The organism is Glycomyces sp. NPDC048151 (genome assembly GCF_043202775.1).
In the GTDB taxonomy this organism is placed as follows: Bacteria; Actinomycetota; Actinomycetes; order Mycobacteriales; family Micromonosporaceae; genus Glycomyces.
The window spans coordinates 397223-419024 of the sequence record NZ_JBIDBB010000001.1 but is presented as its reverse complement, the minus strand read 5'-3'; the positions used below and the strand labels follow the sequence as shown (position 1 = coordinate 419024).

Genomic DNA, 21802 nt, shown 5'->3' with positions numbered 1-21802 from the left:
CCTGTCCGGCCGTTTCCGTTGCCGTGAGCGACCTTTGCCGCTATTCACCGAAAAAAGTTCTTTCTCCGCACGCAACCGTGAATCTCTCTCATTGCGTCTTTCGGTCTAGGACGGCCAAACGGCCCAACCCTCACATCCACCCCGAAAGGATTCACAGTGGACAGAAAGAGGAAGCACCTGATCCGTCTCGGCGCCGGCGTCGCCGCAGGACTCGGCGCGGCCGCCATCGCATGGGCGGGCGTCGCCGCCAACGCGGAGGAGCCCGCTGACCCCAAGGGCGACTTCGAAGCCCAGATCATCGGCGGCGGCGACGTCGTCGACGGCCAGTACCCGTGGCTCGTCGGCCTCGGCTCCCCCGGCGAGGGCACCCCCTACGAGCGGCAGTTCTGCGGCGGCTCGGTGATCGCCGAGGACGTCGTCCTCACCGCCGCGCACTGCGTCGAGGACGTGACCGACCCCGAGGAGCTCGTGGTCTTCTCCGGCGCGATCGACCTCGAGTCCGAGGACGTCGTCGAGACCTCCGTGGCGGCCGTGCACGTCGCCGAGGACTACAACGACCCCATCGCGATGTCGAACGACTGGGCGCTGCTCAAGCTCGACGAGGCACTCGACGTCGAGCCGATCGCGCTCGCCACCGAACCCGAGGAGTACGACCTCCTCGAGACCGCCGGGTGGGGCGACACCGGCGAGGGCTTCCCGACCACCGCGCAGTGGGTCGAGGTGCCGTTCGTCAGCGACGCCGACTGCGAGGCGGCCTACCCCGACGAGGTCGACGCGCAGACCATGCTGTGCGCGGGCGACCTGGAGAACGGCGGCGTCGACTCCTGCCAGGGCGACTCCGGCGGCCCGATCATGACCCCCGCGGGTGACGAGCAGGTGCTCGTGGGCATCGTCAGCTGGGGCTACGGCTGCGCCGAGCCGAACCAGCCGGGCGTGTACGGCGAGGTCGCCGACTTCAACGACGCCATCGACGAGGTCATCGCCGGCTGGGAGTAGTCCCTTCCGGAAACCCTCAGGGCCGCAGGCAGGCGGCCGCACATCAATCGAGGCCGGGCGGGCCGCGCGCGACGCAGCCCGCCCGGCCTTCGCTCACCCTCTGAAAGGAACCACCTTGCACACCAACAGGAAACGCATCGCCGGCGCGGCTGCGGCCGCCGGTCTCGCCGCCGCGGCGCTCGCCTTCGGCACCGCAGGCGCATTCGCCGAAGAGCCCGAGGGCGGCTTCGGCACGATGATCGTCGGCGGCGACGAGGCCGCCGAAGGCCAGTTCCCGTGGATGGTCTCGTTCACGTGGAAGGACGGGGACGAGCACTACTGCGGCGGTACGCTCATCCAGGACGACCTCGTCCTGACGGCGGGCCACTGCCTGGAGGACGTTGCCGCGTCCGACATCGAGGTCCGGCACGGCGATGTCACCCACGCCCAGACCGACGCCTACGCGGTCGAGGAGTGGATCGTCGCCGACGGGTACGACTCCTCGCTCGAGTACGACTGGGCCGTGGTGAAGCTCGCCGATCCGGTGCCGGACGCCCAGATCCTGCCGCTCGCCACCGCGGACGAGGACGACTGGACGGAGTTCCGGATCGCGGGCTGGGGCGTGCAGGGGCACACCGGCACGTCGCCGGACCTGCTGTGGGCGGAGGTGCCGTACATCGACGATGCTTCGTGCGGCGAGCTGGCAGCGGCCGAGGAGTGGTCGTTCTATCCGCGGACGCAGATGTGCGCGGGCGTGCTCGAGCCGGGCGCGGAGGTCAACGCGTGCCCGGCGGACTCGGGCGGGCCGCTCATGGCCGAGGTTGACGGCGAGACGGTCGTGGCCGGGCTTGTGAGCTTCGGGTCGGACTGCTTCGCGCAGCCGGACCCCGGGGTGTACGCGAGCGTGGGGGCGCAGATCGACGACATCGCGCTCGCGACCATGTGGCTGAGCGTCAACGAGTAGCGGCTGCGCGGGGCCGGGCGGTGGTCCGGCCCCGCACCGTCCACAGCGGCCACCGAAAAGGACCGTTATCAGTGCCGTGTCCTTATTGGTATGACACGTACGTTAATTCAGGGATATTCACTGAAATACCGGTGATGCCGGAAATATATGAATATGAGGGCCTTTCCCGTATGGTCACGGGATGGCGGCACACCACCGGCACACCGAAGCCGCCGCTTTCGAACCACCCACATCGAAAGGACCTGCGCGTGCAGAACCGCAGCAAGACCCTCACCCGGATCGGCGCCGCCGTCGCGGCGGGGCTCGGCGCCGCCGCCCTCACCCTCGGCGCGACCGGCGCGTACGCCGAAGAAGGCAATGCCAACGGCGACTTCGAAACCAAGATCATCGGCGGCGAGCCCGCCGCCGACGGCCAGTTCCCCTGGATCGTGGCGCTCGCCGACGCGAACGACCCGTCCTTCAACTACTGCGGCGGCCAGCTCATCGAGGCCGACGTCGTCCTCACCGCCGCCCACTGCACCGAGGGCACCGCGGCCGCCGACATGGTGATCCGCCACGGCGGCACCGACATCACCCAGACCGAGGTGTACGAGGTCGCCGAGATCAAGGTCGCCGACGGCTTCGACGGGTCCACCATGGTCAACGACTGGTCGCTCGTGAAGCTCGCCGCGCCGATCCCGGGCGCCGAGACCGTGCCGCTCGCCGACGCCGACACCAAGGACTGGGGCACGCTCACCGTGGCCGGGTGGGGCACCACCGAGTCCGGCTCCGGCTCGCAGGACCTCCTGTTCGTGGACGTCCCCTACGTCACCGACGCCGAGTGCTCGGGCGCGTACGGCGCGGAGTTCGACGCCGACAGCATGATCTGCGCCGGGGACCTCGCCAACGGCGGCGTGGACTCGTGCCAGGGCGACTCCGGCGGCCCGCTCGTCTCCGCCGACGGCGTGCTCGTGGGCGTGGTCAGCTGGGGCTACGGCTGCGCGGAGGCAGGCAACCCCGGCGTCTACGCCAATGTCGGCCTGCTGCACGGCGACATCACGGCCGCGCTCGCAACCCTGTGACGAAAGCCCTGGCGGCGGGGCGTTCCGGCCCCGCCGCCGCGGCCTTGTATACTTCGATCGGCTCTGTTCGCCAGAGTTCGCGGGTGTAGTTCATTGGTAGAATGCGACCTTCCCAAGGTTGAGAGGCGAGTTCGATTCTCGTCACCCGCTCCAGAAGTTTCACGGCCGTCCGGTTCCCCGGGCGGCCGTTTCGCGTTCCCCGCTCCTCCCCCCACCTCCAGGCATAGACGCAGGTCAATGCCGTGGTGCCCGAGACCGTGAGCGGTAACAGAGACCCTCTTCACATTCCCATCGGTCACCGGTAGTATGACCGCATCGATAATTTCCGATACTTCACTCCGAAAGTTTCGGACACTCTCCATCCCTCGAGAGGACGAGCAACGATGCGAAATCCCCTATTCCGGCCGCGAGCCCTGGTCGCGGCCGGTACGGCCGCGGTCCTCGCGCTGAGCGCCGCCGCGTGCGGCGACAGCGGCGAGAGCAGCGCCGACCTCACGTTCTGGCACATCCAGAACGAAGACCCGATGAAGGGCACCTGGCAGGCCATCGCCGACGAGTGGGCCGAGGACTCCGGTACGACCGTGGAAGTCTCGGCGATCCTCAACGAGGACTTCAAGGCCCGCATGTCCACCCAGACCCAGGCGGGCGACCTCCCCGGCCTCTACCAGACCTGGGGCGGCGGCGTCCTCGCCGAGCAGGTCGAAGCGGGCCTGGTCCGCGACATCTCCGGCCTCCCCTGCCTCGACAAGGTCAACCCGGCCGCCCTGGAGGCCTACACGATCGACGGCAAGCTCTACGCCGTCCCGTACGACCAGGGCGTCGTCGGCTTCTGGTACAACAAGGACCTCTTCGCCCAGGCCGGCATCACCGCGCCCCCGGCGACCTGGGACGAGTTCATCGCCGACGTCCAGCTCCTCAAGGACGCCGACATCACCCCGATCGCGCTCGGCGGCGGCGACAAGTGGCCCATCCACTACTACTGGACGTACCTGGTGATGCGCCTCGCCGGGCTCGACGGCCTCCAGGCCGGAGCCGAGGCCGGGGACTTCTCCGACCCCGCGTTCGTCCAGGCCGGGCAGATGCTCGCCGACCTCGCGGCCATGGAGCCGTTCCAGGAGGGCTACGAGTCCGCCCCCTACGACAAGACCGACGGCCAGGCCGCCGTCATGGGCGAGGGCCTCGCGGCCATGGAGCTCATGGGCCAGTGGGCCCCGCAGGCCCAGCGCGACAACTCCGGCACCGAAGGCCCCGGCGACGCCCTCGGCTTCTTCCCGTTCCCGGCCGTCGAAGGCGGCCCCGGCACCGCGACCGAGTTCCTCGGCGGCGGCGGCGGCTTCGCGGCCAGCGCCGAAGCGCCCGAAGAGGTCGAGGACTTCATGTGCTACCTCCTCGAGGAGGAGAACCAGGCCCGCATCGTCAAGGACGGCAACATGTCCACCGTGGCCGCCAACCCGTCGGCGGTCGTGCCCGAGCCGAACGCCGAGCAGCAGATCGTCATCGACGCGATGGCCACCGCCACGGCGATGCAGCTCTACCTCGACCAGGCCTACCCGCCCGCGATCGGGAGCACCGTCAACGACGCCTCCCAGGGGCTGATCCTCGGCGAGCTCACCCCTGAGGACTTCGTCGCCATGGTCAACGAGGCCTGGGCGGCCGAGCAGTGACCGCAGTGAGCACCAAGCCCCCGGCGCCGGCAGCTGTCGGCGCCGGGGGCGCTCCCCGCAAGCGCCGCGGCCGGGTCGGCGCGGGGACGCTGACCGTGTTCATCGCCCCGGCCCTCGTCCTGTTCGTCCTGTTCGTGCTCTTCCCCGTCCTGTTCGCCGCGTACACCGCGTTCTTCCGCTGGAACGGGCTCGGCGGGCTCCCCACCGACTTCGTGGGCCTGGAGAACTTCAAGACGCTCGTCGGGGACGAAGTGTTCCTCGGCGACATGTGGCGGATCGGGCTCATCACCGTCCTCTCCATCGCCGTGCAGCTGCCGCTCGCCTTCGGCCTGGCGATGCTGCTGCACCAGAACTTCCCCGGCCGCACCGCGTTCCGGCTCCTGTTCTTCGTGCCGTACATCCTCACCGAGGCCGTCACGGCCGTGCTGTTCTCGCTCATCTTCTCGCCGCGCCGCGGCTTCGCCGACACGCTCCTCGCCGGGCTCGGCTTCGACGGGCACATCGGCTGGCTCTCCGACCGCGGGCTCGTCATCTTCGTGCTGTTCGGGATCCTCACCTGGAAGTTCTTCGGCTTCCACATGATCCTGCTCCTGGCCGGGCGCCAGAACATCCCCGAAGAGCTCTACGAGGCCGCCAAAGTGGACGGTGCGACGGGCGGGCAGCTGTTCCGCCACATCACCCTGCCGCTCATGGGCCCGACCATCCGCATCACCGTGTTCCTCTCCGTGATCGGCACCGTGCAGCTCTTCGACCTCGTGTACGTGCTCACCAAGGGCGGACCGTTCCACGCCTCCGAGACGCTCGCGATCACCATGTACGAGCAGGGCTTCGTGCGCAACCAGATCGGGTACGCGTCGGCGCTGTCGATCGCGATGTTCCTCGTCAGCCTCGTCTTCGCCCTCATCTACCAGCGGTACGTCCTGGGCCGGGACCTCCAGGGCTCCATCACGAACGGAGGCCGCGCATGAGCGTCAACACCAGGCGCGGGCGGATCCTGCGCAACACCGGGTTCTACGCGGCCGCGTTCGCCGCGGCGGCCTTCGTCGCGACCCCGATCCTGTTCGCGCTCCTCGGCGGGTTCAAGGACAACAAGCAGCTGCGCGAGAACTCGCTCGGCCTGCCGAGCCCCTGGAACTGGCAGAACTACGCCGACGTCGTCGTCGACACCACGTTCTGGCGCCAGCTCGGGAACTCGGTGTTCATCGCGCTCGCGACCACGTTCATCGTCGTCGCGGCCGCCGCGGCCGTCGCGTACGTCTTCGCGCGCTTCCAGTTCCGGGGCCGCGAAGGGCTCTTCACGCTGTTCGCGGCCGGCATGATGTTCCCGTTCGCGGTGGCCGTGCTGCCGCTGTTCATCATCCTGCGCACCTTCGAGATGCTCAACAGCCCGTTCGGCGTGATCCTGCCGCAGGCCGCGTTCGGCCTGCCGCTCACGATCATCATCCTGCGCAGCTTCTTCCGCCAGATCCCCGGCGAGGTCGAGGAGGCCGCCACGATCGACGGGGCCGGGCCCTGGCGGTTCTTCCTCCAGATCCTGCTGCCGATGTCGCGGCCGGTGCTCGCCACCGTCTCCGTGCTCGCGCTCGTCGGGTCGTGGAACTCGTACCTGCTGCCGCTCGTGGTGTTCAACAAGCCCACGTGGCAGACGCTGCCGCTCGGCGTGACCCAGTTCCAGGGCGAGTACTCGTCGGACACGGCGAAGGTGCTCGCGTACGTCATGCTCGCCATGCTCCCCGCGCTGATCTTCTACGCGTTCGCCGAACGCCAGCTCATCTCCGGCCTGACCTCGGGCGGCACCAAGGGGTGAACCGACCGATTCCAAACGGGCCCGGGGGATATTTGGGACGCCCCCGGGCCCGTTTATCCGCCCGGGAACCGAATCGCGGGGCGCGGCGTCCGAAGGGCATGAAGACCAGACTCCTCATCGCATCCGCCGCGGCCGCGACCCTCGCCGCCGCCAGCGCGTGCACCTCCTCCTCGTCGGATGACAACACCGACATCTCCCTCGCCACGCCCCCTTGGGTTCCCGTGTCCGCGCAGCTGACCGCATTCGACGACTGCGACGACGCTTTGACTAGCATCCAGGACGCGGCGGTCACCGCGCTCGGCAACCAGGACTTCGACATGTTCGCCCGAGGCGGCGACGAAGAGCTCGCCGCCGACGCCGGGGCGACCAGCTCGGAGTCGGGCGGGTCGCAGGCCGCCGGGGACGACGCGTACTCGGGGACGAACAACGCCGTTGCGGGCGTTGACGAACCAGACATCGTGAAGACCGACGGCACGTTCATCTACAGCGTGGTCGACTACGACGCGCTGCGGGTGGTGGACTCGCGGTCGGGCGAGATCGTGGCGGAGCGGCCGGTCGGGGACGAGGCGTGGAACCACCAGTTGTTCCTCGGCTCCGATGAGCTGCTGCTCATGTCGACGGTGACGACCGAGCGCGGGGACGAGTGGGTGAGCGAGTTCCGGCTGGAGCGGCTCGACCCTGCCTCGCTCGACGTGCTGGACACGTTCACGATGGAGGGATCCATGGTGGACGCCCGGCTCGTTGACGGCGAGGTGCGGCTGGCGGTCGGTTCGGCCCCGCAGCTCATGCCGGTGTGGGAGCGGCTGTCCGAGAACCCCGGGGACGGCGAGATCCTGGACGCGTTCCGGGACACCGAGCTCGAGGACTGGCTGCCGTCGTTCTCGGTCAACGGCGAGTCGCACGAGATCGACTGCACCCGCATCGCGCACCCCGAGCGGTACACCGGGTCCTCGGTGAGCGTGCTCGCGCTTCCGGCCGCCGGGGGTTGGACCGAGGCGTCGCCGCAGACGGTGATGGTCGACGGCGAGACGGTCCACGGCACCGCCGAGAGCCTGTACCTGGCGCACTACGACTACCCGTGGGCCGGTGAGGGCGCTGACGAGGCGAAGGCCGAGAGCGAGATCTACCGGTTCGTGTTCGACGGCGGCGAAGCGCGCCTGGTCGGCGAGGCGGCCGTGCCCGGGACCCTGCTCAACCAGTACTCGCTGAGCGAGTTCGACGGGCATCTGCGGGTGGCGACGACGGAGCAGGAGCTGGGCGGGAACTGCGGTTTCTGGAACGACTGCGCTTGGGAGGTCGCTCCGGACGAGCCGAGCGAGCCGTCGAAGTCGACGGTGACGGTGTTCGCTGTCGGCGACGACTCCCTGGAGGAGACCGGTTCGGTGACCGATCTCGGTGTGGACGAGCAGATCTACGCGGTCCGCTTCATCGGCGACACCGGTTATGTCGTGACGTTCCGACAGACGGACCCGCTGTACACGGTCGACCTCTCCGACCCTGCGAATCCGGTCGTCACGGGCGAACTGAAGATCACCGGCTATTCGGGCTACCTCCACCCGGTCGGCCCGAACCGGCTACTCGGCGTCGGCCAGGAGGCCACGACCGAGGGCATGACCACGGGTCTGCAGGTGAGCCTGTTCGACACGGCCGCTCCTGAAGCCGCGGTGCTCGACCAGTACTACCGCGAGGGCGCGGACTCGATGGTGCAGTGGGACCCGCACGCGTTCCTGTACTGGGAGGACGCTTCGATCGCGGTCCTGCCGGTCTCGGACTGGGACATGGAGTACGCCTCGGGCGCGGTGGTCCTGACCGTGGGGGCGGACGCCCTCACTGAGACGGCCTGGATCGACCACGAAGAGGCGGGCGCGGACCCGTACAACACGCAGATCCTGCGGACGGTCGTGATCGGCTCGCAGCTGTGGACGCTCTCGAACGCGGGCCTGCAGGCGAACGAGCTCGGCGGCGACTACGCCCGGACCGGCTGGGTCGCCTGGACCTAGAGCCTTCCCTCAGGCCCCGGAGGGAAATGAACGGGGCCCGCACTGCTTTCGGGTGGCGGTGCGGGCCCTTTTTCAACGCCTTTATTGGCCGTAGTGGCCTTCCCAGCCGGTCGCGTCGGGGTTGTAGTCGTCGTCGGGATCGGCTTCCGGCATCTCATGGACGTCCCAGACCAGGTAACCGCGGCCCGCCTCCATGTCCCAGACCAGGACAATCGCCGGAACGCTGCCGTCCAGGCGCATCTGCGGCGGCGTCAGCCCGAGTTCATCCACCGCGTATCGTCCGAGCTCGACCGAACCGAGGATTCCATCTTTCGCATTCAATGCATTGAGCATCGCGGGGTCATCGGTGACCGGGAAGTATTCGACGTCGTTAATGATCATGTGATCGCCTCCCCCGAGCCACGATAGTTGATCATCTGCGGAGCGCCCTTCTCCGGGACGATCCAGACCTTGAGCGTCGATCCGACAGGCACGAGCTTGGCCAGGTTGGGGTCACATCGCCACTGGTCCTGGTCAGCTCGTCCGCAGGGCGGAAGGTTGATGTACAGGACCGCCTCCTTCAGGGCATGGATCCGCATGATGGCTGCGGCGTGGCCCTCGATGTGCCAGCGGGTTGTCATGCGTTCGTCGGAGGCCCAGGGTTCCTTCAGGTCGGTTGCCTTCGCTGCGGGCCCGTTCCCGGCCTGGACGGTTCCGGTTATCGGTCGGCCATCGCTGTCGTACAGCCTGCCTCGGGCGGCGACCCTCCCGTTCTTGTTGACCGGCCAGCCGACTCGACGGGTCTCCTCGATGCAGGTCTTATGCGGGACAGACGGCTTGAAGCCGGGCACAGGCGGGTGGTCGGCCCAAGGATGGCGCCGAGGTTGTTGCGAGGGCTCAGGTGTCGATGTCGACACCGGCGGCCTGCCATCACCGTTGCCGGTGCGGGCCGCTTCCGCTGCGGCGAGCGCGGACTGGAGTCGGTCGGCGATGGCTCGCGCGAGGGCTTGGCCCTCGGCCAGGGAGTCTGCGGCGGTCGTGAGCCGTTCGGCGGTGCGCTCAATCCCCAGCTGCCCGGCGCGGGATCTGGTCTGGGTGGTTTGCTCGGCAGATCTGGCGATACCGGCCAGGAGATTCGCGGCTTGGTTGATCGCGGAGTGGATCGAGGCGATGAGAGTGTCGATCGACGCCAAGCGAAGGCTCCTGCGCGGTCGACTAGGCGATCTCGCCGGACTTGATCCCGGAGACCAGGCCGCCGAAGTCTGCGGCCGAGACACGGAAGTGCTGGTAGGAGTCGCCTTCAGGGGTCTTGGTGTCGCCCACTGCAACAACGCCGCCATGAGCCGCCACAGCCACGCAGTTGCCGTCCCCGCTGCCGTCGCTGCGGGAGCTCTTGCGGAAACGCGCACGCGACCACGGCTCCTGAACGGGACGGTTCAGACTCATCAATCCAGCTCCTTCAGCATTCGTGCCAGCTGGTCGCGGGTCCGCTTCTCATCGAGCGTGTTGGCTTCCCACAGCGACTCATAGGCATCTGTGAGGGAGTCTACGTCAGGTGTCTCCGCAACCATCCCACCGAGAGGAGTCTCAACATGCGCCAGCATCGGCCATGAATCGGGCATATCGAGAATGGTGAAACCGGTCGTCACACCCAACGCCGTGTGCGCACCGAATCCCAACGGCGCGACGCGAAGTTCCACGTTCGCCTGCTCGGTGGCTTCGAGGAGGCGCTCGAACTGCTTCCGGTACACCCGCGTACTGAACCCTTCGATGCGCTGATGAAGCATCGACTCATGCAGCAGGAACCTCGCCTCTGGTGCATTCGGTTTGGCGAGCGCCCTACCTCTCGCCAGCCTGGCCTCCACCAGGGCCACCTTGGCCGAGGCCTCGTTCGGGCCTGATTCGATCAGCGCTTCAGCGTATTCCGGGGCCTGAAGAGATCCGGGGAAGACCGCGAGCTGAAAGCTCCGGATTCGACGGCACTTGCTCTCGGCCCATACAAAATCCGCGAACGATCGCTTCGAGACCAGTGACTCGACCCAGCCGCGCTCGGCGACTTCCTTCGCGAGCTTGAACAGTTCATCGCGCTCACCGCCGTCGGGCAGGCTGAACATGTTGAGCAGCATCAACATCTCTTCGCCCTTAAGCGGATAGGTGCCGAGCTCGAATCGGTTGACCGTCGCGGTACTGCACCCGAGCCGGTCTGCGACATCCGCGATGGTGAAGTTCTTGTTCTTGCGCAGAGCCCGCAGCTTTTGACCCAGCCACTTTGCGCGCCAAGTAGGTTCGCGAGGTTCAGCCATGATCACTCCTTCCGCATCCTCAAGAATTCTAGTAGACGCCCCAAAATTTCCGCCGTGTCGGTACTTGACACAGGGCCAGAGAATTTACATACTAGATTCGGGAACACCGGACATCAAGACTAGATCCGGACCGACAGCTTCATACAGGGTCGTGTGGGCACGGAGCTGACTCGCAGAGGGGCCGATCGGTGGGGGTCGGTCGCTGCCGGGCCACCCGACCCGCCCCCGCGCCGGATTTGATCTCAACGGCGCGGGTTCCACAGGAAATGGTGGATACGGCGGCCTGCCGGGAATTCTTTGGCGAGAGTCCGGCAGGCCGCCCAACCAGAGAGAAGGTACTTCTCATGGCACTGCTGAGCCTACGCCACGACCCGGTTCCGCCCCGGGTCAAGATCGACCTGCAACTGCACCGCGCCTACCGCACATGGTTCGGCTTCGGACGCCTCCGCTGCGAGTGGTGCGGCGGGCGCTGGGGCGCGCACGGCTGCACCTTCCGCGAATCGGCCGCCCGGCTGTTCGCCTACACCGCGACGCCCGTCCAGAAGTCCGAAGCGCTCGCCTCCGGCCTGGTGACCCGTGCGGACCTGAAGCTGAAGCGCCCCAGGCGGGTCGGTCGCCACCGCGAAAAACAAGGTCCGTCCCTCTCGACGCTCCTCGGTTTCCCGGCGGCGACCGCATGACGGACCTGATCGGCGGCTGGACCGCCGAACCCGACGCGTTCGAACTCTATGCCGACGACACCGCAGGCGAGGCGCACCTGCTGCGCGCCAACGACTCGGAGCCGTCAGAGCAGGTCGCGACGTTCTTCCACTCCAGCGGCGTCACCCGCGCGACGATCTGGCGCGGCACCGCCAGCAACGAGAGCAACCTGTGGCGGGAGGCCCAGCGCGCCAAGTCGGCCGCGCTCATCGCCGCCCGTCACGCGGGGAGGCCGTGATGGTCCGCGACGACCTGCGCAACCTCCCGACGCCGCCGGACAAGCCGTGGCCGCACGTCGCGGAACCGCCCGAGGCCGGTACCGACGACTGGTGGTTCCTCATGGCCCGCAAGCAGATCCACCGAGCCCGCCGCCGCGCCCTCCAACGGAGCGGCGAACCGGGCGACTACTCCGACCTCGTCTAGCGCCACCGTCTGGCAGGGCGTCGATATGTTGGAGGCGGTTGGCGAGGGAAGGCGGCGGACTCATGGGGATCGGTCTGCGAGGCGACCGGGCCGAGGTGCGGGTGCGGCATGTCACGGGTTATCGGCGGCGCAGGTCGGGGAGCGGGTTCGGGTACAGCACGACGCACTACGGGCCCGTGACCGCGTTCAAGCTCGAACGGCCACAGGGCAGCGACTCCAAGCAGGCCGTGGTCTGCCCGCATTGCGATGCCGAACTGACGGTCGAGGTCCAGTCGGCGGAAGGCTCGCGGCGGCATGTGCGGATCCTGGTGACGGTCGGGGCGGTCGCCGCTGCAGTGATGATCGCCTGCATCGCGATCCTGTTCGGTCTCGACCAGGAGGACCCGAGCGAGGTACAGGGCCGGTGGAACGTCGCGCTGGGGACCGTCGCGGCTTTCGGTGGCGTCGTGTGGGCGTTCGCGGTGGCCCACTGGTGGCAGGAGAAGGGCGCGAAGCTGGTAGGCGGAGGGGCGAGCTATGTGCAGCCGCAGCGGCGGGAGCTGCCCGTGTCCGACCAGTTCCACGTCCTCTCCTGAGCGGTCTAGGCGGAGTAGTCGACCTTGTAGTAGTTGAGCGGGTCGCCTTCGACGATGTACAGCCAGACGTCCTCGCGGTAGTAGTGCTGCTCGTGGGTCACCTGGAAGGCGAACTCGATGACGGTCATGTCGGCGGGCACCGCGAACTGCATGGTGATCGCGAGCGCCTCGCCTTCGCCGTCGGGGTTGTCGTTCTCGTGGAAGTAAGGATCGGCGACGACGCTGCTCGCGTAGATCGGCCCGGCCTCGGTGTTGACCCAGAACTGCGTCGCCGGGTCGAATTCGGTCCGGAGATCGTGCGCGACGGTGTCGGTGATGTAGAAGAACTCGGCGGTGACCAGGGCCGAGTCCGGCTCGCACAGCCAGCCCGTCGCTTCATCGAAGACCTGGCGAGAAATGGCGAACGGATCATCCATAAAGGATTCATTGGTCCACTCCTCGTCGCGTGATGCGCGTTTGACCTCCCATTCGACCTGCATGACGCGGTCGCCGAGCTGACCGTGATAGAGGGCGCTGACCGGGTCCTTGACCGCGCCGGTCCCGAAGTCGAGGGATTGGCTCCGGTCGGCGTCGGTGACCTTCACTTCGGCCGGGTCGCCGTCGGGGATGACGCCGTAGTAAAGCGTGTCCTCGACCGGGAGCCCGGTGAGTTTCCAAGTGCGGTCGCCGATCACGACTTCGGTGGCGACCTCGTAGACGCTGTCGGCGGGCAGGTCGAGCAGTTGTGCGGCCGCGTCGAAGTGGACGACGGCCAGGCGCTGGTCCGGGTTGAGTTCGGGAAGGTCCTCGATGAGCCAGTCCAGAGCCTCGGCCTCGGTGGGGGTGAGGGTGCCCGCGCAGGAAGGCCGCAGCTCGAAATGGGGGCCGCGCAGGAAACCGGTCGCGCCTTCAGGGAAGGCGGGGACGGCTTCGTCGCAGACCGTCCCGGCGGTGGTTCCGATCGAGCCGGAGACAGGCCCTTGCTCGGCACCCGGCCAGAAGCGGCTGTTGGGGAGGTAGATCCCGGCGGCGAGCATCGCGAGGGCGGCGACAACTGCGCCCGCGATGGCGAGCCGTCTGCGGGGCCTGCGCGGGTGGGCGGGCAGGATCGGTTGGGCGCCAACGGGTGCTGAGGGCGGGGTCAGGTTGACGTTCGGGGGCGTCAGCGGTCCGGGGGTGCCGTCGACGAGGGTGGCCGCCGCGTTGGTGTCCGTCGGCGCTGTGGCGTTCGGTGCAGTGGGCGCTCCCTCGGCTGGGGCCAGCGGGGCGGTGGTCGCGGCGGCGGCGGAGCGTTCGGCGGTCGCGTCGGCGTCGGCGAAGCGGGCGGCGCCGTCGGCGACCACGAGTTCGGGGCGTTCGATCAGGACCGGGGCGATGCCGGTGGACCGGTGGATGACGCTGGCGGCCAAGGGCATCCGGGCCGCGCCGCCGACGAGGAAGATCGCGGCGAGCACGTGCCCGCCGGACTCGGCGCGCTCGCGGACCCGGTCGAGTTCGGCGGTGACGGGCGCGAGCAGCGGTTCGGCGATGGCTTCGAGCTCGGTGCGCGTGAGGTGCGCGGTCGTGTCGCGGCCGGGGAGGGCGACGGGCGCGGTCGTGGCCCGGGAGAGCATCTCCTTGGCTTCGCGGGCCTCGGTCCAGACCTGGTTACGTTCGCGGCGTTGGCGATCGGTCTCGGGCTGTGCGACCCCGGCCCAGAAGTCGGCCTCGTCTTCCGGTGCGGTGGTTCGCAGGTGTTCGACGACGGCCATGTCGATGTCGATGCCGCCGAAGCCGCTGAGTCCGCCTTCGACGACCACCGCGGGCGGGCCGTCCCCCTGCCGGGCGAGGACGGCGATGTCGACGGTGCCGCCGCCGAGGTCGACGACGGCGAGCGCTTCGCCCGGCTCGATCCGCTGGCCGAGTTCGCGTTCGTAATAGGAGACTGCGGCCACCGGCTCGCTCACCGTCTCGACCGAGGGGAACCCGGCCGCGGCGGCGGCATCGCGGAGCAGGCCGATCTTGCGATCGCCCCAAGTCGAGGGGTGGGTGAGCACGACCGGAGGCGGGACCGGGGTCTCCTCCGCGCAGGCCCGCTGGACCTTGGCGAAGACCGCCGCGAGCACGGTGCTCATCTCGATCTCGCTGTCGCCCAGGAGGATCGAGGATTCACCGACGTGCCGTTTCGGGTTGGGCTCGAACCGGTCCGGGGATCCGACGGCGAGCCGGAGCGCGTCGCGTCCGATGTGGACCTCCTCGGCGACGTCGAGGAAGACGGCCGAGGGCAGGAGCGGGGATCCGTCGAAGAGGAGCGGGCGGGTGCGCCCGTCAGGAGTGCGGAGCGCGGCGACCACATGAGAGGTGCCGAAGTCCACCCCGAGGAGGTGGTGAGGGGTCACAGGCCAACTATATCGACGCGGGACCCCAAGGGGGAGGGCGAAACAGACGCCGTCCGAGGCGGGTCCGGTCGACTGACCCGGTGGACCTCTTCGGTCCGGTCATGCGCGAGACCCCGCGGCTCAAGGCGATCCTCGACGGCCAGCAGGGCAAGTGGAAGGCAGGTACGTCTCCGGCGACCTCGCTCGTCGAACCGCCCTCCGGATGCGGCACGTCAACACGCACCTGGGTTGATCCGGTCGAAGGCGGCCAGGCGGACCTCCGGCCAGGCAGGGTTACCGGCCGTTACGATGCCACTATGCGCGTACCCCTCACGCCGACAACCGCATTGGGCATCGATTTCGGCACCTCGCACACCGTTGCGGTGGTCCGGTCTGGTGACGGCCGGACTCGTCCGCTGCTGTTCGGCGGGACGCCGCTGCTGCCCTCGGCGGTGTTCGCGACCGAGTCCGGGGAGGTCCTGACCGGGCAGGCGGCGCTGCAGCGCGGCCGGTGGCGGCCGGAGCGGTTGGAGGCCAACCCGAAACGACACGTGGATGCGGAGACAGTCCTGCTCGGGGACGGCGAGTTCGCGGTCACCGCGCTCATCGCGGCCGTGCTCGGGACGGTCCTCGCCGAAGCGGAACTCGTCGCGGGGAAGCCGGAGCGAGTAACGCTCACTGTGCCGGCCGACTGGGGTCCTGCGCGTCGCCTCGTGCTCCAGGAGGCTGCCGAGCTCGCGGGGCTCTCCGGGGCGCGGCTCGTGCCCGAACCGGTCGCCGCCGCGACGTTCTACAGCGAGACCCTGCGGCACCGCCTGGGGCCGGGCGCGGCGATCGTCGTCTACGACCTGGGCGCGGGCACCTGCGACGTGAGCGCGGTGCGGCGGACCGCGACCGGTCTGGAGACGGTCGCGGTCGACGGCCGGAACGACTTGGGCGGCTTGGACCTCGACGCCGCGCTCATCGAGTACTTCGGCGGCGTGTACGGGCAGCGGGACGGCTGGGAGCGCCTGACGCGGCCGCAGTCTATTGAGGAGCGGCGGGCGCTTCGGGAGTTCCAGCAGGAGATCCGGACGGCGAAGGAGCACTTGTCGCGGCACCAGCAGGCGGATTTCACGGTGCCGCTCTTGGAGATCGAGGCACACCTGACGCGCGGCGAGCTCGACCGTGTGGCCGCCCCGATCCTGGAGCGGACCGTGCGGTTGACGAAGGCCGTCATCAAGGCGGCGGGGGTCGCGGACACGCCTGCGGAGGTGTTCCTGGTCGGCGGCGCGAGCCGGATGCCGCTCGTCGCGAATCTCCTGCACCGGGCACTCGGCGTGCCGCCCACCGCGATCGAGCAGCCGGAGACGGCGGTCGCCGAGGGGAGTGTGCTGTGGGAGGAGCCGGAGGCCCCCGAGACCACTCCCGCACAGGGGTACTCGCCAGCGCCGCCCTACTCGACCGTGTCGCCGCCGGTGACGAGTCCGCACGAGGCCACCCCGCCAGCGCCGTCGCACCCGCCGATCGTGGCACTTGGCACCGCCGCCGATCCGGCCCCCGCAGGCTTCCTGGGACCGACGCCGCCGGCCGACTTCGATCAGGGCTCCGCGCGCGCCGCCGCACTGGATCCGACGCCTCCGGCCGCGCCCGGACCGGTCGCCGCGTCGGCGTTCCCCGTCTCACCTCCGTCCGGCCCGGAACCGGAAGGCCCCGAACGCGAACCGACCCCGCCGAATCCGGAAGCGGGCTCGGACGGGCCCGTCGACGCCGAGGCGGCCGAGTCCCTCCCGCCGCGACGCCGCCGTTTGAAGGAGGAAGGCCTGGCGCTCATCTTCATCGTCCTGCTGGTGCTCGCGGCCGTCGCCTACACGATCTACTCGGGCTTCGACAGTCGGCTCCTCTCCGGGAGCGACCAGCCCGCTTCGGACGACGGCCTGCTCTCCGCGTCGTGGGCGTCGGCCGAGGCCGGGACGGTCGTGGGCGACATCCCGCAGGCGCACTCCTCACCGGTCGTCGCCGTCGCCCAAGGCGTCAACGCCGAGTCCGACACCCTGTTCTCGGCCGACGAGTCGGGCACCGTCAAGCAGTGGTCGACGGAGACCGGGGACCTGCTCGGGACCTTCTCGTTCAGCCCGCCGGTCCTGGAGTTCACGACCTTCCTTCATGCCGAGACGGAGGTGCTCGTCGCGTTGGACGCCGACTACCGGGTCCACGTCTGGAACGAGTCCGAGGGCGAGTTCAAGGCGCAGAAGGCCAGCTCACTGCCCATAGAGTCCATTGAGGATGCGGCTATCGGGGTCGTCGGCACTGAGCCCGCGCTCGTGACCATGACCGCCGACTCGTACCAGGTGATCTCGTTCGTCTCGGGCGCGGCGCTCGCGCAGGGGGACTTCGGGGATGTGCGCTGGTCGCGCCTGGTCAGGTCGTCGACGGCGGGGGTCTCGTTCGCGCTGCTCACGTCGGACAACCGCCTCAGCGACGGCTTCTTCGACTCGAGCGGCATCACGTTCGACGCGTCTTCGATCGCCTGGGACATCGGGCAAGTCGTCGGGTTCGAGGCGCTCAACGCGGGATCGGGTGAGGTGATCGCCCTGGCGCACACCGACAACGGCGGCGTCCAACTCTTCGGGCTGGGCGACTTCGCGACGCCGCCGAACGCGACGGTCGCGGTGCCCGACCTCGTCGACTACGAGTGCGCTCCGGACACGGTCATGCTCAGGCAGGAGACCGCCGCGCTCGCGTGCTTCGGTAACCCGAGCGCGGGCGATCTGCTGCTCGTGCCGGTCACGGGCGACGAGGAGCCGGTGTCGGTCCGGAACCCCGATGCGCCCCGGACGGCGGTCTCGGTCGGGGCCTTGGCCGTCGGCGGCCGGACGATGCTGGCGGTCGGCGACAAGGCCGGCGGGCTCGCCTTCGTGAGCCTGGGGAGCTGAACGTCTCGCCCGCGCCGACCACTGTCGGCGCGGGCGTCCCGGTTCCTATTCGGCCCTTCGGATCTCGGTGAGCATGCGGACGCCGCCGAGGCCCCACATCTCGTTCCAGAAGCTGGGGTAGACGCCGGGTTCGCCGGTGTTGCCGTCGGGCCAGCCGGTCCAGACCGCGTTGCAGGCCTGGGACCACGCGCCGTTGTACCAGATCGGGATGGCCGGGAGGTCGCGCATCGCGATGCGCTGCAGCTCGGCGATGAGCTCGGGGTAGCGGGGGTCCTCGGTCGCGAGGGTCGCGAGCTCCTGCGTGAGGTCCCAGGCGGTCTCGTCCTCCCAGCGGGAGTAGTTGGCGAGGCGCTGGGTGTCGCGCACGGGCAGTTCGAACAGGTACTGGAAGTGGCTCCAGGGCGAGTTGGTGAGCCAGCTGTTGTTGTTGATGAGCAGGTCGAAGTCGCCGGAGCCGCGCGCGGCGTCGACCTCGGCGGCGTCGATGAAGGCCGCTTCGGTCTTGATGCCGACGTCGGTGAGGTCGCGGGCGATGGCGATCGCGGCGGCCTCCCAGTCGGTCCACCCGGCGGGGACGACGAGCTGGAGTTCGAACGGGTCGCCGTCGCGGTCCTCGACGAAGCCGTCGCCGTCCTCGTCCTCGTACCCGGCGGCGGCGAGCATCGCGACGGCGCTGGAGGGTTCGAACACGAAGCCGTGCTCGCTGACCGCCGCCGCGTCGTAGTAGCGCTCCCAGATCGGGAGGAGTCCGGTGGGGTGCGCCTCGCTCACCATGCCGCCGTAGACGGAGTCGACGATCTCGCCCGGGCTGATCGCGTACGCCATGGCCTGGCGGAACGCCGGGTCGTCCAGGGGCTTGCGGGTGGTGTTGGGGATGAGCATGGCGGTGTTGACCGGGGCCATGAACGGCGGCTTGTCGAAGTAGGTGGTGAGTTCCGGGTCGCCGGTGAGGAAGTCGTCGATGCCGGACATGAAGTTGTTGGCGAGGTCGAGGCGGCCTTCGATGAGCATGTTGAGGATGTCGGCGTTCGGGAGCGTCACGAGGTCCACGATGTACTGCGGTTGCACTTCGAGACCGAGTGCCTCTGTGGCCCACCAGTTGTCGCGCTTGGCCCAGACGACGCGGGTGTCGTCGAAGCTGTGCACGGTGTAGGGCCCGGTGACCACGGGATTCGGGTCGAGCGGGCCGGTCAGCAGCTCTTCGGGGGTGTAGGCCTCGAACACGTGCTTGGGGACGATCTCGTTGGTGTACAGGAAGTTGTCCCACTCCTGTTGGCGCGCTTCGCCGAAGGTGAAGGTGACGGTGCGCTCGTCGACGACGGCGACGGCGTCGAGCCAGTCCCAGACGCCGCCGTAGGGGACGCCGTCGACCTTGCCGAGCTCGAAGGTGAACGCGACGTCGTCGGCGGTGAGGGGCTTGCCGTCGCTCCATTCGATCCCGGAGCGCAGGCGCAGCTCGAACACGTTCGCGCCGGTCCACTCGCCGGATTCGGCGAGCCAGGGGGTGATCCGCTGCTCGACGGTGTCGAACACGAACAGGTACTCGTAGCCGAGGCCGTTGAGGCCGGTCACCCCGCCCGCGGAGATCGGGTTGAAGTCGCCGGGCGGGCCCCAGGCCGTGCCGGTCGAGTACAGGGTCTTGCTGCGGGGGAACTCGTCGCCGTCGCCGTCCTCCGGGCTCTCGTCGTCGGTGCAGGCGGCGGCGGTGGCCAGTGCTGCGGTCGCGAAGAGCGCGGGTAGGTGTCGCCTCTTGGTCATTTCAGGGCTGCTTTCGATGCGAGGGATGCCGCACCTCGACTGGGCTCGCCAGAGCCAGTGCGCAACGGGGCCGAAGGACCAGAGCGGGGATCGAGCACCGGGAGGGACGGCGCTCGCGTCCGGTCGACGACGCCGCGGAGGCGCGGTCATTTCTGAAGCCGGTCCGCGCTGTCGGGTTCCGACCACAGACCGTGAGGAGCCTTCCCAGCGAGAACGCTCCGGTGCCGGTGCGCGAGGACGCGAGCGCGCGCGGGGTCGCCGCGCAGCGGTGCGCGGCCTCGCATCGCTTCAAGCTATCGCAGGTCGCCGGTGGCCGCAGAACACCGAAATCCGGAATGACCGGCTATGGCGCCCTTGCAAAAGGCAGATAACGTGCACAGCGGTGGAATCGCTCCCGCAAATCGGCGGACTTCGATATCAAATTGAGACCGGCGGGCGGCCCGGCCGCCTGGCGGTTCGCGCCGATTGCGGTGGAGTGCCCCGAATGCGGGCGGGGCCCGCGCCGTCCGGCGCGGGCCCCTGTTCCTGTTTCCTTCAGGCGCCGGGGCTCAGCGGCCCAGGTTCTTGAACCTCTGGACGCCGAGCGGCAGGAAGATCGCGGTGATGATGACGGGCCAGACGATCGCGGCGGCGATCGCGTGCTGCTCGGGCCAGGACGAGCCGACCGCGCTCGGGTTGCCGAAGAGCTCGCGGATGGCGGTCGCGGTGGCGGACACGGGGTTCCAGGCGGCGATCGTGCCGAGCCAGCCGGGCATGAGCTCGGGCGGGGTGAACACCGAGGAGACCATGCCGAACGGGAACGCGATGGCGAAGAGGTTCCCGGCCTGCTCGACGTTCTTGACCAGGAGGCCCATGAAGACGCCGACCCAGATGAGCGCGAACCGCAGCCACAGCAGGAGCGCGAACGCTCCCAGGGTCTCCGCGAAGGTGCCCTCGGAGCGCCAGCCGATCGCGAGGGCGATGAGGACGAGCACGACCAGGTCGACGGCGGCGTGGATGGTGTCGGTGATGTTGCGGCCCACCACGACCGCCGAGGAGGCCATGGGCATCGAGCGGACGCGGTCGATGAAGCCCTTCTGCTTGGCCTCGGCGATCGCCCAGGCGGTGTTGGTGAAGCCGAAGGCGATGGTCATGGCGAACATGCCGGGCATCGCGTAGGCGACGTAGTCGACGCCGGCGCCCTGGCCGGTGACGTCCATGGCGGATCCGAAGACGTACACGAACAAGAGCACCATGACGATCGGGAAGCCCAGGCCCCACGCGAAGTTCGCGGGCTGGCGCACCAGGTGGGTGAACTCCTGGCCGACGATGGCCCGGTAGTCGTGGAGCGTCCACTTCAGACGCGAGGCGAAGGTCTCGTCGGGCAGCGGGGCAAGCGTGGTCACTGGTCCTCCTTGGCGATGAGTTCGAGGAAGGCCTCGTCGAGGGTGGGTCGGCGCAGGCCGATGTCGGCGACCGTGAGGCGCTTGTCCTGCACGGCGGTCGCGGCGGCGGTGAGGGCGGGGACCGCGTCCTTGACGGGCGCGGCGACGCTCGGCCCGGCCTCGTCCTCGACCGTCTCGCCGTCGGCGACGGATTCGATGATCTGCCGCAGCACGGGCAGGTCGGCCGGGTCGGCGGCGACGATCTCCAGCCGGTCGGCGCCCATGCGGCGCTTGAGCCCGGCGGGGGTGTCGTCGACGAGGTTGCGGCCGTGATCGATCACGGCGATGCGGTCGCAGAGGCGGTCGGCCTCGTCGAGGTAGTGGGTGGTGAGCACGACGGTGGTGCCGTCGGCGGCGAGGCCCTCGACGGCGTCCCAGACCTCGCGCCGCCCGGCCGGGTCCAGGCCCGTCGTGGGCTCGTCGAGGAAGAGCACCTGCGGGGCGAGGATCATGCTGGCCGCGAGGTCGAGGCGGCGCTTCATGCCGCCCGAGAAGCCCTTGGCCTGGCGGTTCGCCGCGTCCTGCAGGCCGAACTGGGCGAGCAGCTGATCGGCGCGTTCCCCGGCCCGGGTCTTGTTCAGGCGGAACAGCTTCCCGAACAGGACGAGGTTCTGGCGGGCGGTGAGGAGTTCGTCGACGGCGGTCTGCTGGCCGGTGAGGCCGATGCGGCGGCGCACCTGGCGGGCGTCGCGGGCCACGTCGAACCCGGCGACGCGGGCGGTGCCGGTGTCGAAGCGGAGCAGGGTGGTGAGGATGCGCACTGTCGTGGTCTTGCCCGCGCCGTTGGGCCCGAGCAGTCCGAGTACGGTTCCGGCCTCTGCCGAGAGGTCGAAGCCGTCGAGCGCGGCGGTGTCCTTGAATCGTTTGCCGAGGTTGAGGGCCTCGACGGTGGTGGTTCCCATTGCGGTTCACCCTTCAA

Annotated in this window: 20 protein-coding genes and 1 tRNA gene; 13 read left to right on the top strand and 8 right to left on the bottom strand. The window is 69.1% G+C overall.

Annotation, left to right across the window (positions count from 1 at the left end):
• The first annotated feature begins 156 nt into the window (after positions 1 to 156).
• The 8 genes from ACGGCP_RS02040 to ACGGCP_RS02005 all read left to right on the top strand — a co-directional run bounded on the left by ACGGCP_RS02040 (position 157) and on the right by ACGGCP_RS02005 (position 8471).
• The gene (locus tag ACGGCP_RS02040; protein WP_392959754.1) at positions 157 to 996 is read left to right on the top strand and encodes a S1 family peptidase; all 840 of its coding nucleotides are present in this window, start codon (positions 157 to 159) and stop codon (positions 994 to 996) included.
• 115 nt (positions 997 to 1111) lie between these two features.
• Complete coding sequence (locus ACGGCP_RS02035; protein WP_392959752.1) at positions 1112 to 1939, top strand: S1 family peptidase; 828 nt, start codon at positions 1112 to 1114, stop codon at positions 1937 to 1939.
• 248 nt (positions 1940 to 2187) lie between these two features.
• Entirely contained in the window at positions 2188 to 3000 is an 813-nt protein-coding gene (locus ACGGCP_RS02030) for a S1 family peptidase (protein ID WP_392959749.1), read from the top strand.
• Positions 3001 to 3079: 79 nt separating this feature from the next.
• A tRNA-Gly gene (locus ACGGCP_RS02025) sits at positions 3080 to 3153 on the top strand.
• 230 nt (positions 3154 to 3383) lie between these two features.
• On the top strand, positions 3384 to 4664 hold the full coding sequence (locus tag ACGGCP_RS02020; RefSeq protein ID WP_392959747.1) for an extracellular solute-binding protein: 1281 nt from the start codon (positions 3384 to 3386) through the stop codon (positions 4662 to 4664).
• Positions 4661 to 5632, top strand: coding sequence for a carbohydrate ABC transporter permease (locus tag ACGGCP_RS02015; RefSeq protein ID WP_392959744.1), 972 nt, complete (start codon positions 4661 to 4663; stop codon positions 5630 to 5632). Before ACGGCP_RS02020 ends, ACGGCP_RS02015 begins: the two co-directional genes overlap by 4 nt.
• Positions 5629 to 6471 carry a carbohydrate ABC transporter permease gene (locus ACGGCP_RS02010; protein WP_392959741.1) on the top strand — a complete coding sequence of 281 codons (843 nt, stop codon included), beginning with the start codon at positions 5629 to 5631 and terminating at the stop codon, positions 6469 to 6471. The genes ACGGCP_RS02015 and ACGGCP_RS02010 overlap by 4 nt, the downstream gene beginning before the upstream one ends.
• Positions 6472 to 6569: 98 nt before the next feature.
• Positions 6570 to 8471 carry a beta-propeller domain-containing protein gene (locus ACGGCP_RS02005; protein ID WP_392959738.1) on the top strand — a complete coding sequence of 634 codons (1902 nt, stop codon included), beginning with the start codon at positions 6570 to 6572 and terminating at the stop codon, positions 8469 to 8471.
• An 81-nt stretch (positions 8472 to 8552) separates the two neighbouring features.
• Here ACGGCP_RS02005 and ACGGCP_RS02000 read toward each other — a convergent pair whose 3' ends face one another.
• Genes ACGGCP_RS02000 through ACGGCP_RS01985 form a run of 4 tightly spaced genes read right to left on the bottom strand, consistent with a single transcriptional unit; the run spans position 8553 to position 10753 of the window.
• A complete protein-coding gene (locus ACGGCP_RS02000) occupies positions 8553 to 8852 on the bottom strand; it encodes a hypothetical protein (protein WP_392959736.1) in 300 nt (99 codons plus the stop codon).
• Positions 8849 to 9643, bottom strand: a complete 795-nt coding sequence (locus ACGGCP_RS01995; RefSeq protein ID WP_392959733.1) for a DddA-like double-stranded DNA deaminase toxin — start codon at positions 9641 to 9643, stop codon at positions 8849 to 8851. The genes ACGGCP_RS02000 and ACGGCP_RS01995 overlap by 4 nt, the downstream gene beginning before the upstream one ends.
• Positions 9644 to 9665: 22 nt before the next feature.
• A complete protein-coding gene (locus ACGGCP_RS01990) occupies positions 9666 to 9896 on the bottom strand; it encodes a DUF397 domain-containing protein (RefSeq protein ID WP_392959730.1) in 231 nt (76 codons plus the stop codon).
• Positions 9896 to 10753: a helix-turn-helix domain-containing protein gene (locus ACGGCP_RS01985; protein ID WP_392959728.1), complete on the bottom strand. Its 858-nt coding sequence runs from the start codon at positions 10751 to 10753 to the stop codon at positions 9896 to 9898. Before ACGGCP_RS01985 ends, ACGGCP_RS01990 begins: the two co-directional genes overlap by 1 nt.
• A 344-nt stretch (positions 10754 to 11097) precedes the next feature.
• Between ACGGCP_RS01985 and ACGGCP_RS01980 the strand changes: the two genes are divergently transcribed.
• The 4 genes from ACGGCP_RS01980 to ACGGCP_RS01965 all read left to right on the top strand — a co-directional run bounded on the left by ACGGCP_RS01980 (position 11098) and on the right by ACGGCP_RS01965 (position 12450).
• Positions 11098 to 11433, top strand: a complete 336-nt coding sequence (locus ACGGCP_RS01980) for a hypothetical protein (protein ID WP_392959726.1) — start codon at positions 11098 to 11100, stop codon at positions 11431 to 11433.
• Positions 11430 to 11690: a hypothetical protein gene (locus tag ACGGCP_RS01975; RefSeq protein WP_392959723.1), complete on the top strand. Its 261-nt coding sequence runs from the start codon at positions 11430 to 11432 to the stop codon at positions 11688 to 11690. Before ACGGCP_RS01980 ends, ACGGCP_RS01975 begins: the two co-directional genes overlap by 4 nt.
• Positions 11690 to 11875 (top strand): hypothetical protein, encoded by a 186-nt coding sequence (locus ACGGCP_RS01970; RefSeq protein WP_392959721.1) that lies wholly within the window; start codon positions 11690 to 11692, stop codon positions 11873 to 11875. Before ACGGCP_RS01975 ends, ACGGCP_RS01970 begins: the two co-directional genes overlap by 1 nt.
• A 176-nt stretch (positions 11876 to 12051) precedes the next feature.
• A complete protein-coding gene (locus ACGGCP_RS01965) occupies positions 12052 to 12450 on the top strand; it encodes a hypothetical protein (protein WP_392959719.1) in 399 nt (132 codons plus the stop codon).
• A gap of 5 nt (positions 12451 to 12455) precedes the next feature.
• Here ACGGCP_RS01965 and ACGGCP_RS01960 read toward each other — a convergent pair whose 3' ends face one another.
• Positions 12456 to 14807, bottom strand: a complete 2352-nt coding sequence (locus ACGGCP_RS01960) for an Hsp70 family protein (RefSeq protein ID WP_392959716.1) — start codon at positions 14805 to 14807, stop codon at positions 12456 to 12458.
• A gap of 296 nt (positions 14808 to 15103) precedes the next feature.
• On the opposite strand from ACGGCP_RS01960, the gene ACGGCP_RS01955 reads away from it, so the two are divergent.
• Entirely contained in the window at positions 15104 to 17701 is a 2598-nt protein-coding gene (locus ACGGCP_RS01955; protein ID WP_392959714.1) for an Hsp70 family protein, read from the top strand.
• A gap of 45 nt (positions 17702 to 17746) precedes the next feature.
• On the opposite strand, the gene ACGGCP_RS01950 is transcribed toward ACGGCP_RS01955, so the two are convergent.
• From ACGGCP_RS01950 to ACGGCP_RS01940, 3 genes are all read right to left on the bottom strand, one after another.
• Positions 17747 to 19459, bottom strand: a complete 1713-nt coding sequence (locus tag ACGGCP_RS01950; RefSeq protein ID WP_392959711.1) for an ABC transporter substrate-binding protein — start codon at positions 19457 to 19459, stop codon at positions 17747 to 17749.
• Between the two features lie 548 nt (positions 19460 to 20007).
• Positions 20008 to 20844, bottom strand: coding sequence for an ABC transporter permease (locus tag ACGGCP_RS01945; protein ID WP_392959709.1), 837 nt, complete (start codon positions 20842 to 20844; stop codon positions 20008 to 20010).
• Positions 20841 to 21785, bottom strand: a complete 945-nt coding sequence (locus ACGGCP_RS01940) for an ATP-binding cassette domain-containing protein (RefSeq protein ID WP_392959706.1) — start codon at positions 21783 to 21785, stop codon at positions 20841 to 20843. The genes ACGGCP_RS01945 and ACGGCP_RS01940 overlap by 4 nt, the downstream gene beginning before the upstream one ends.
• Between the last annotated feature and the right edge of the window lie 17 nt (positions 21786 to 21802).

Bases quoted from the DNA above. Each gene is read 5' to 3' on its own strand.
- ACGGCP_RS02020 (WP_392959747.1), top strand. From the start codon at position 3,384: ATGCGAAATCCCCTATTCCGGCCGCGAGCCCTGGTCGCGGCCGGTACG.
- ACGGCP_RS02010 (WP_392959741.1), top strand. From the start codon at position 5,629: ATGAGCGTCAACACCAGGCGCGGGCGGATCCTGCGCAACACCGGGTTC.
- ACGGCP_RS02005 (WP_392959738.1), top strand. From the start codon at position 6,570: ATGAAGACCAGACTCCTCATCGCATCCGCCGCGGCCGCGACCCTCGCC.
- ACGGCP_RS02000 (WP_392959736.1), bottom strand. From the start codon at position 8,852: ATGATCATTAACGACGTCGAATACTTCCCGGTCACCGATGACCCCGCG.
- ACGGCP_RS01990 (WP_392959730.1), bottom strand. From the start codon at position 9,896: ATGAGTCTGAACCGTCCCGTTCAGGAGCCGTGGTCGCGTGCGCGTTTC.
- ACGGCP_RS01985 (WP_392959728.1), bottom strand. From the start codon at position 10,753: ATGGCTGAACCTCGCGAACCTACTTGGCGCGCAAAGTGGCTGGGTCAA.
- ACGGCP_RS01980 (WP_392959726.1), top strand. From the start codon at position 11,098: ATGGCACTGCTGAGCCTACGCCACGACCCGGTTCCGCCCCGGGTCAAG.
- ACGGCP_RS01975 (WP_392959723.1), top strand. From the start codon at position 11,430: ATGACGGACCTGATCGGCGGCTGGACCGCCGAACCCGACGCGTTCGAA.
- ACGGCP_RS01970 (WP_392959721.1), top strand. From the start codon at position 11,690: ATGGTCCGCGACGACCTGCGCAACCTCCCGACGCCGCCGGACAAGCCG.
- ACGGCP_RS01955 (WP_392959714.1), top strand. From the start codon at position 15,104: ATGCGCGTACCCCTCACGCCGACAACCGCATTGGGCATCGATTTCGGC.
- ACGGCP_RS01950 (WP_392959711.1), bottom strand. From the start codon at position 19,459: ATGACCAAGAGGCGACACCTACCCGCGCTCTTCGCGACCGCAGCACTG.
- ACGGCP_RS01940 (WP_392959706.1), bottom strand. From the start codon at position 21,785: ATGGGAACCACCACCGTCGAGGCCCTCAACCTCGGCAAACGATTCAAG.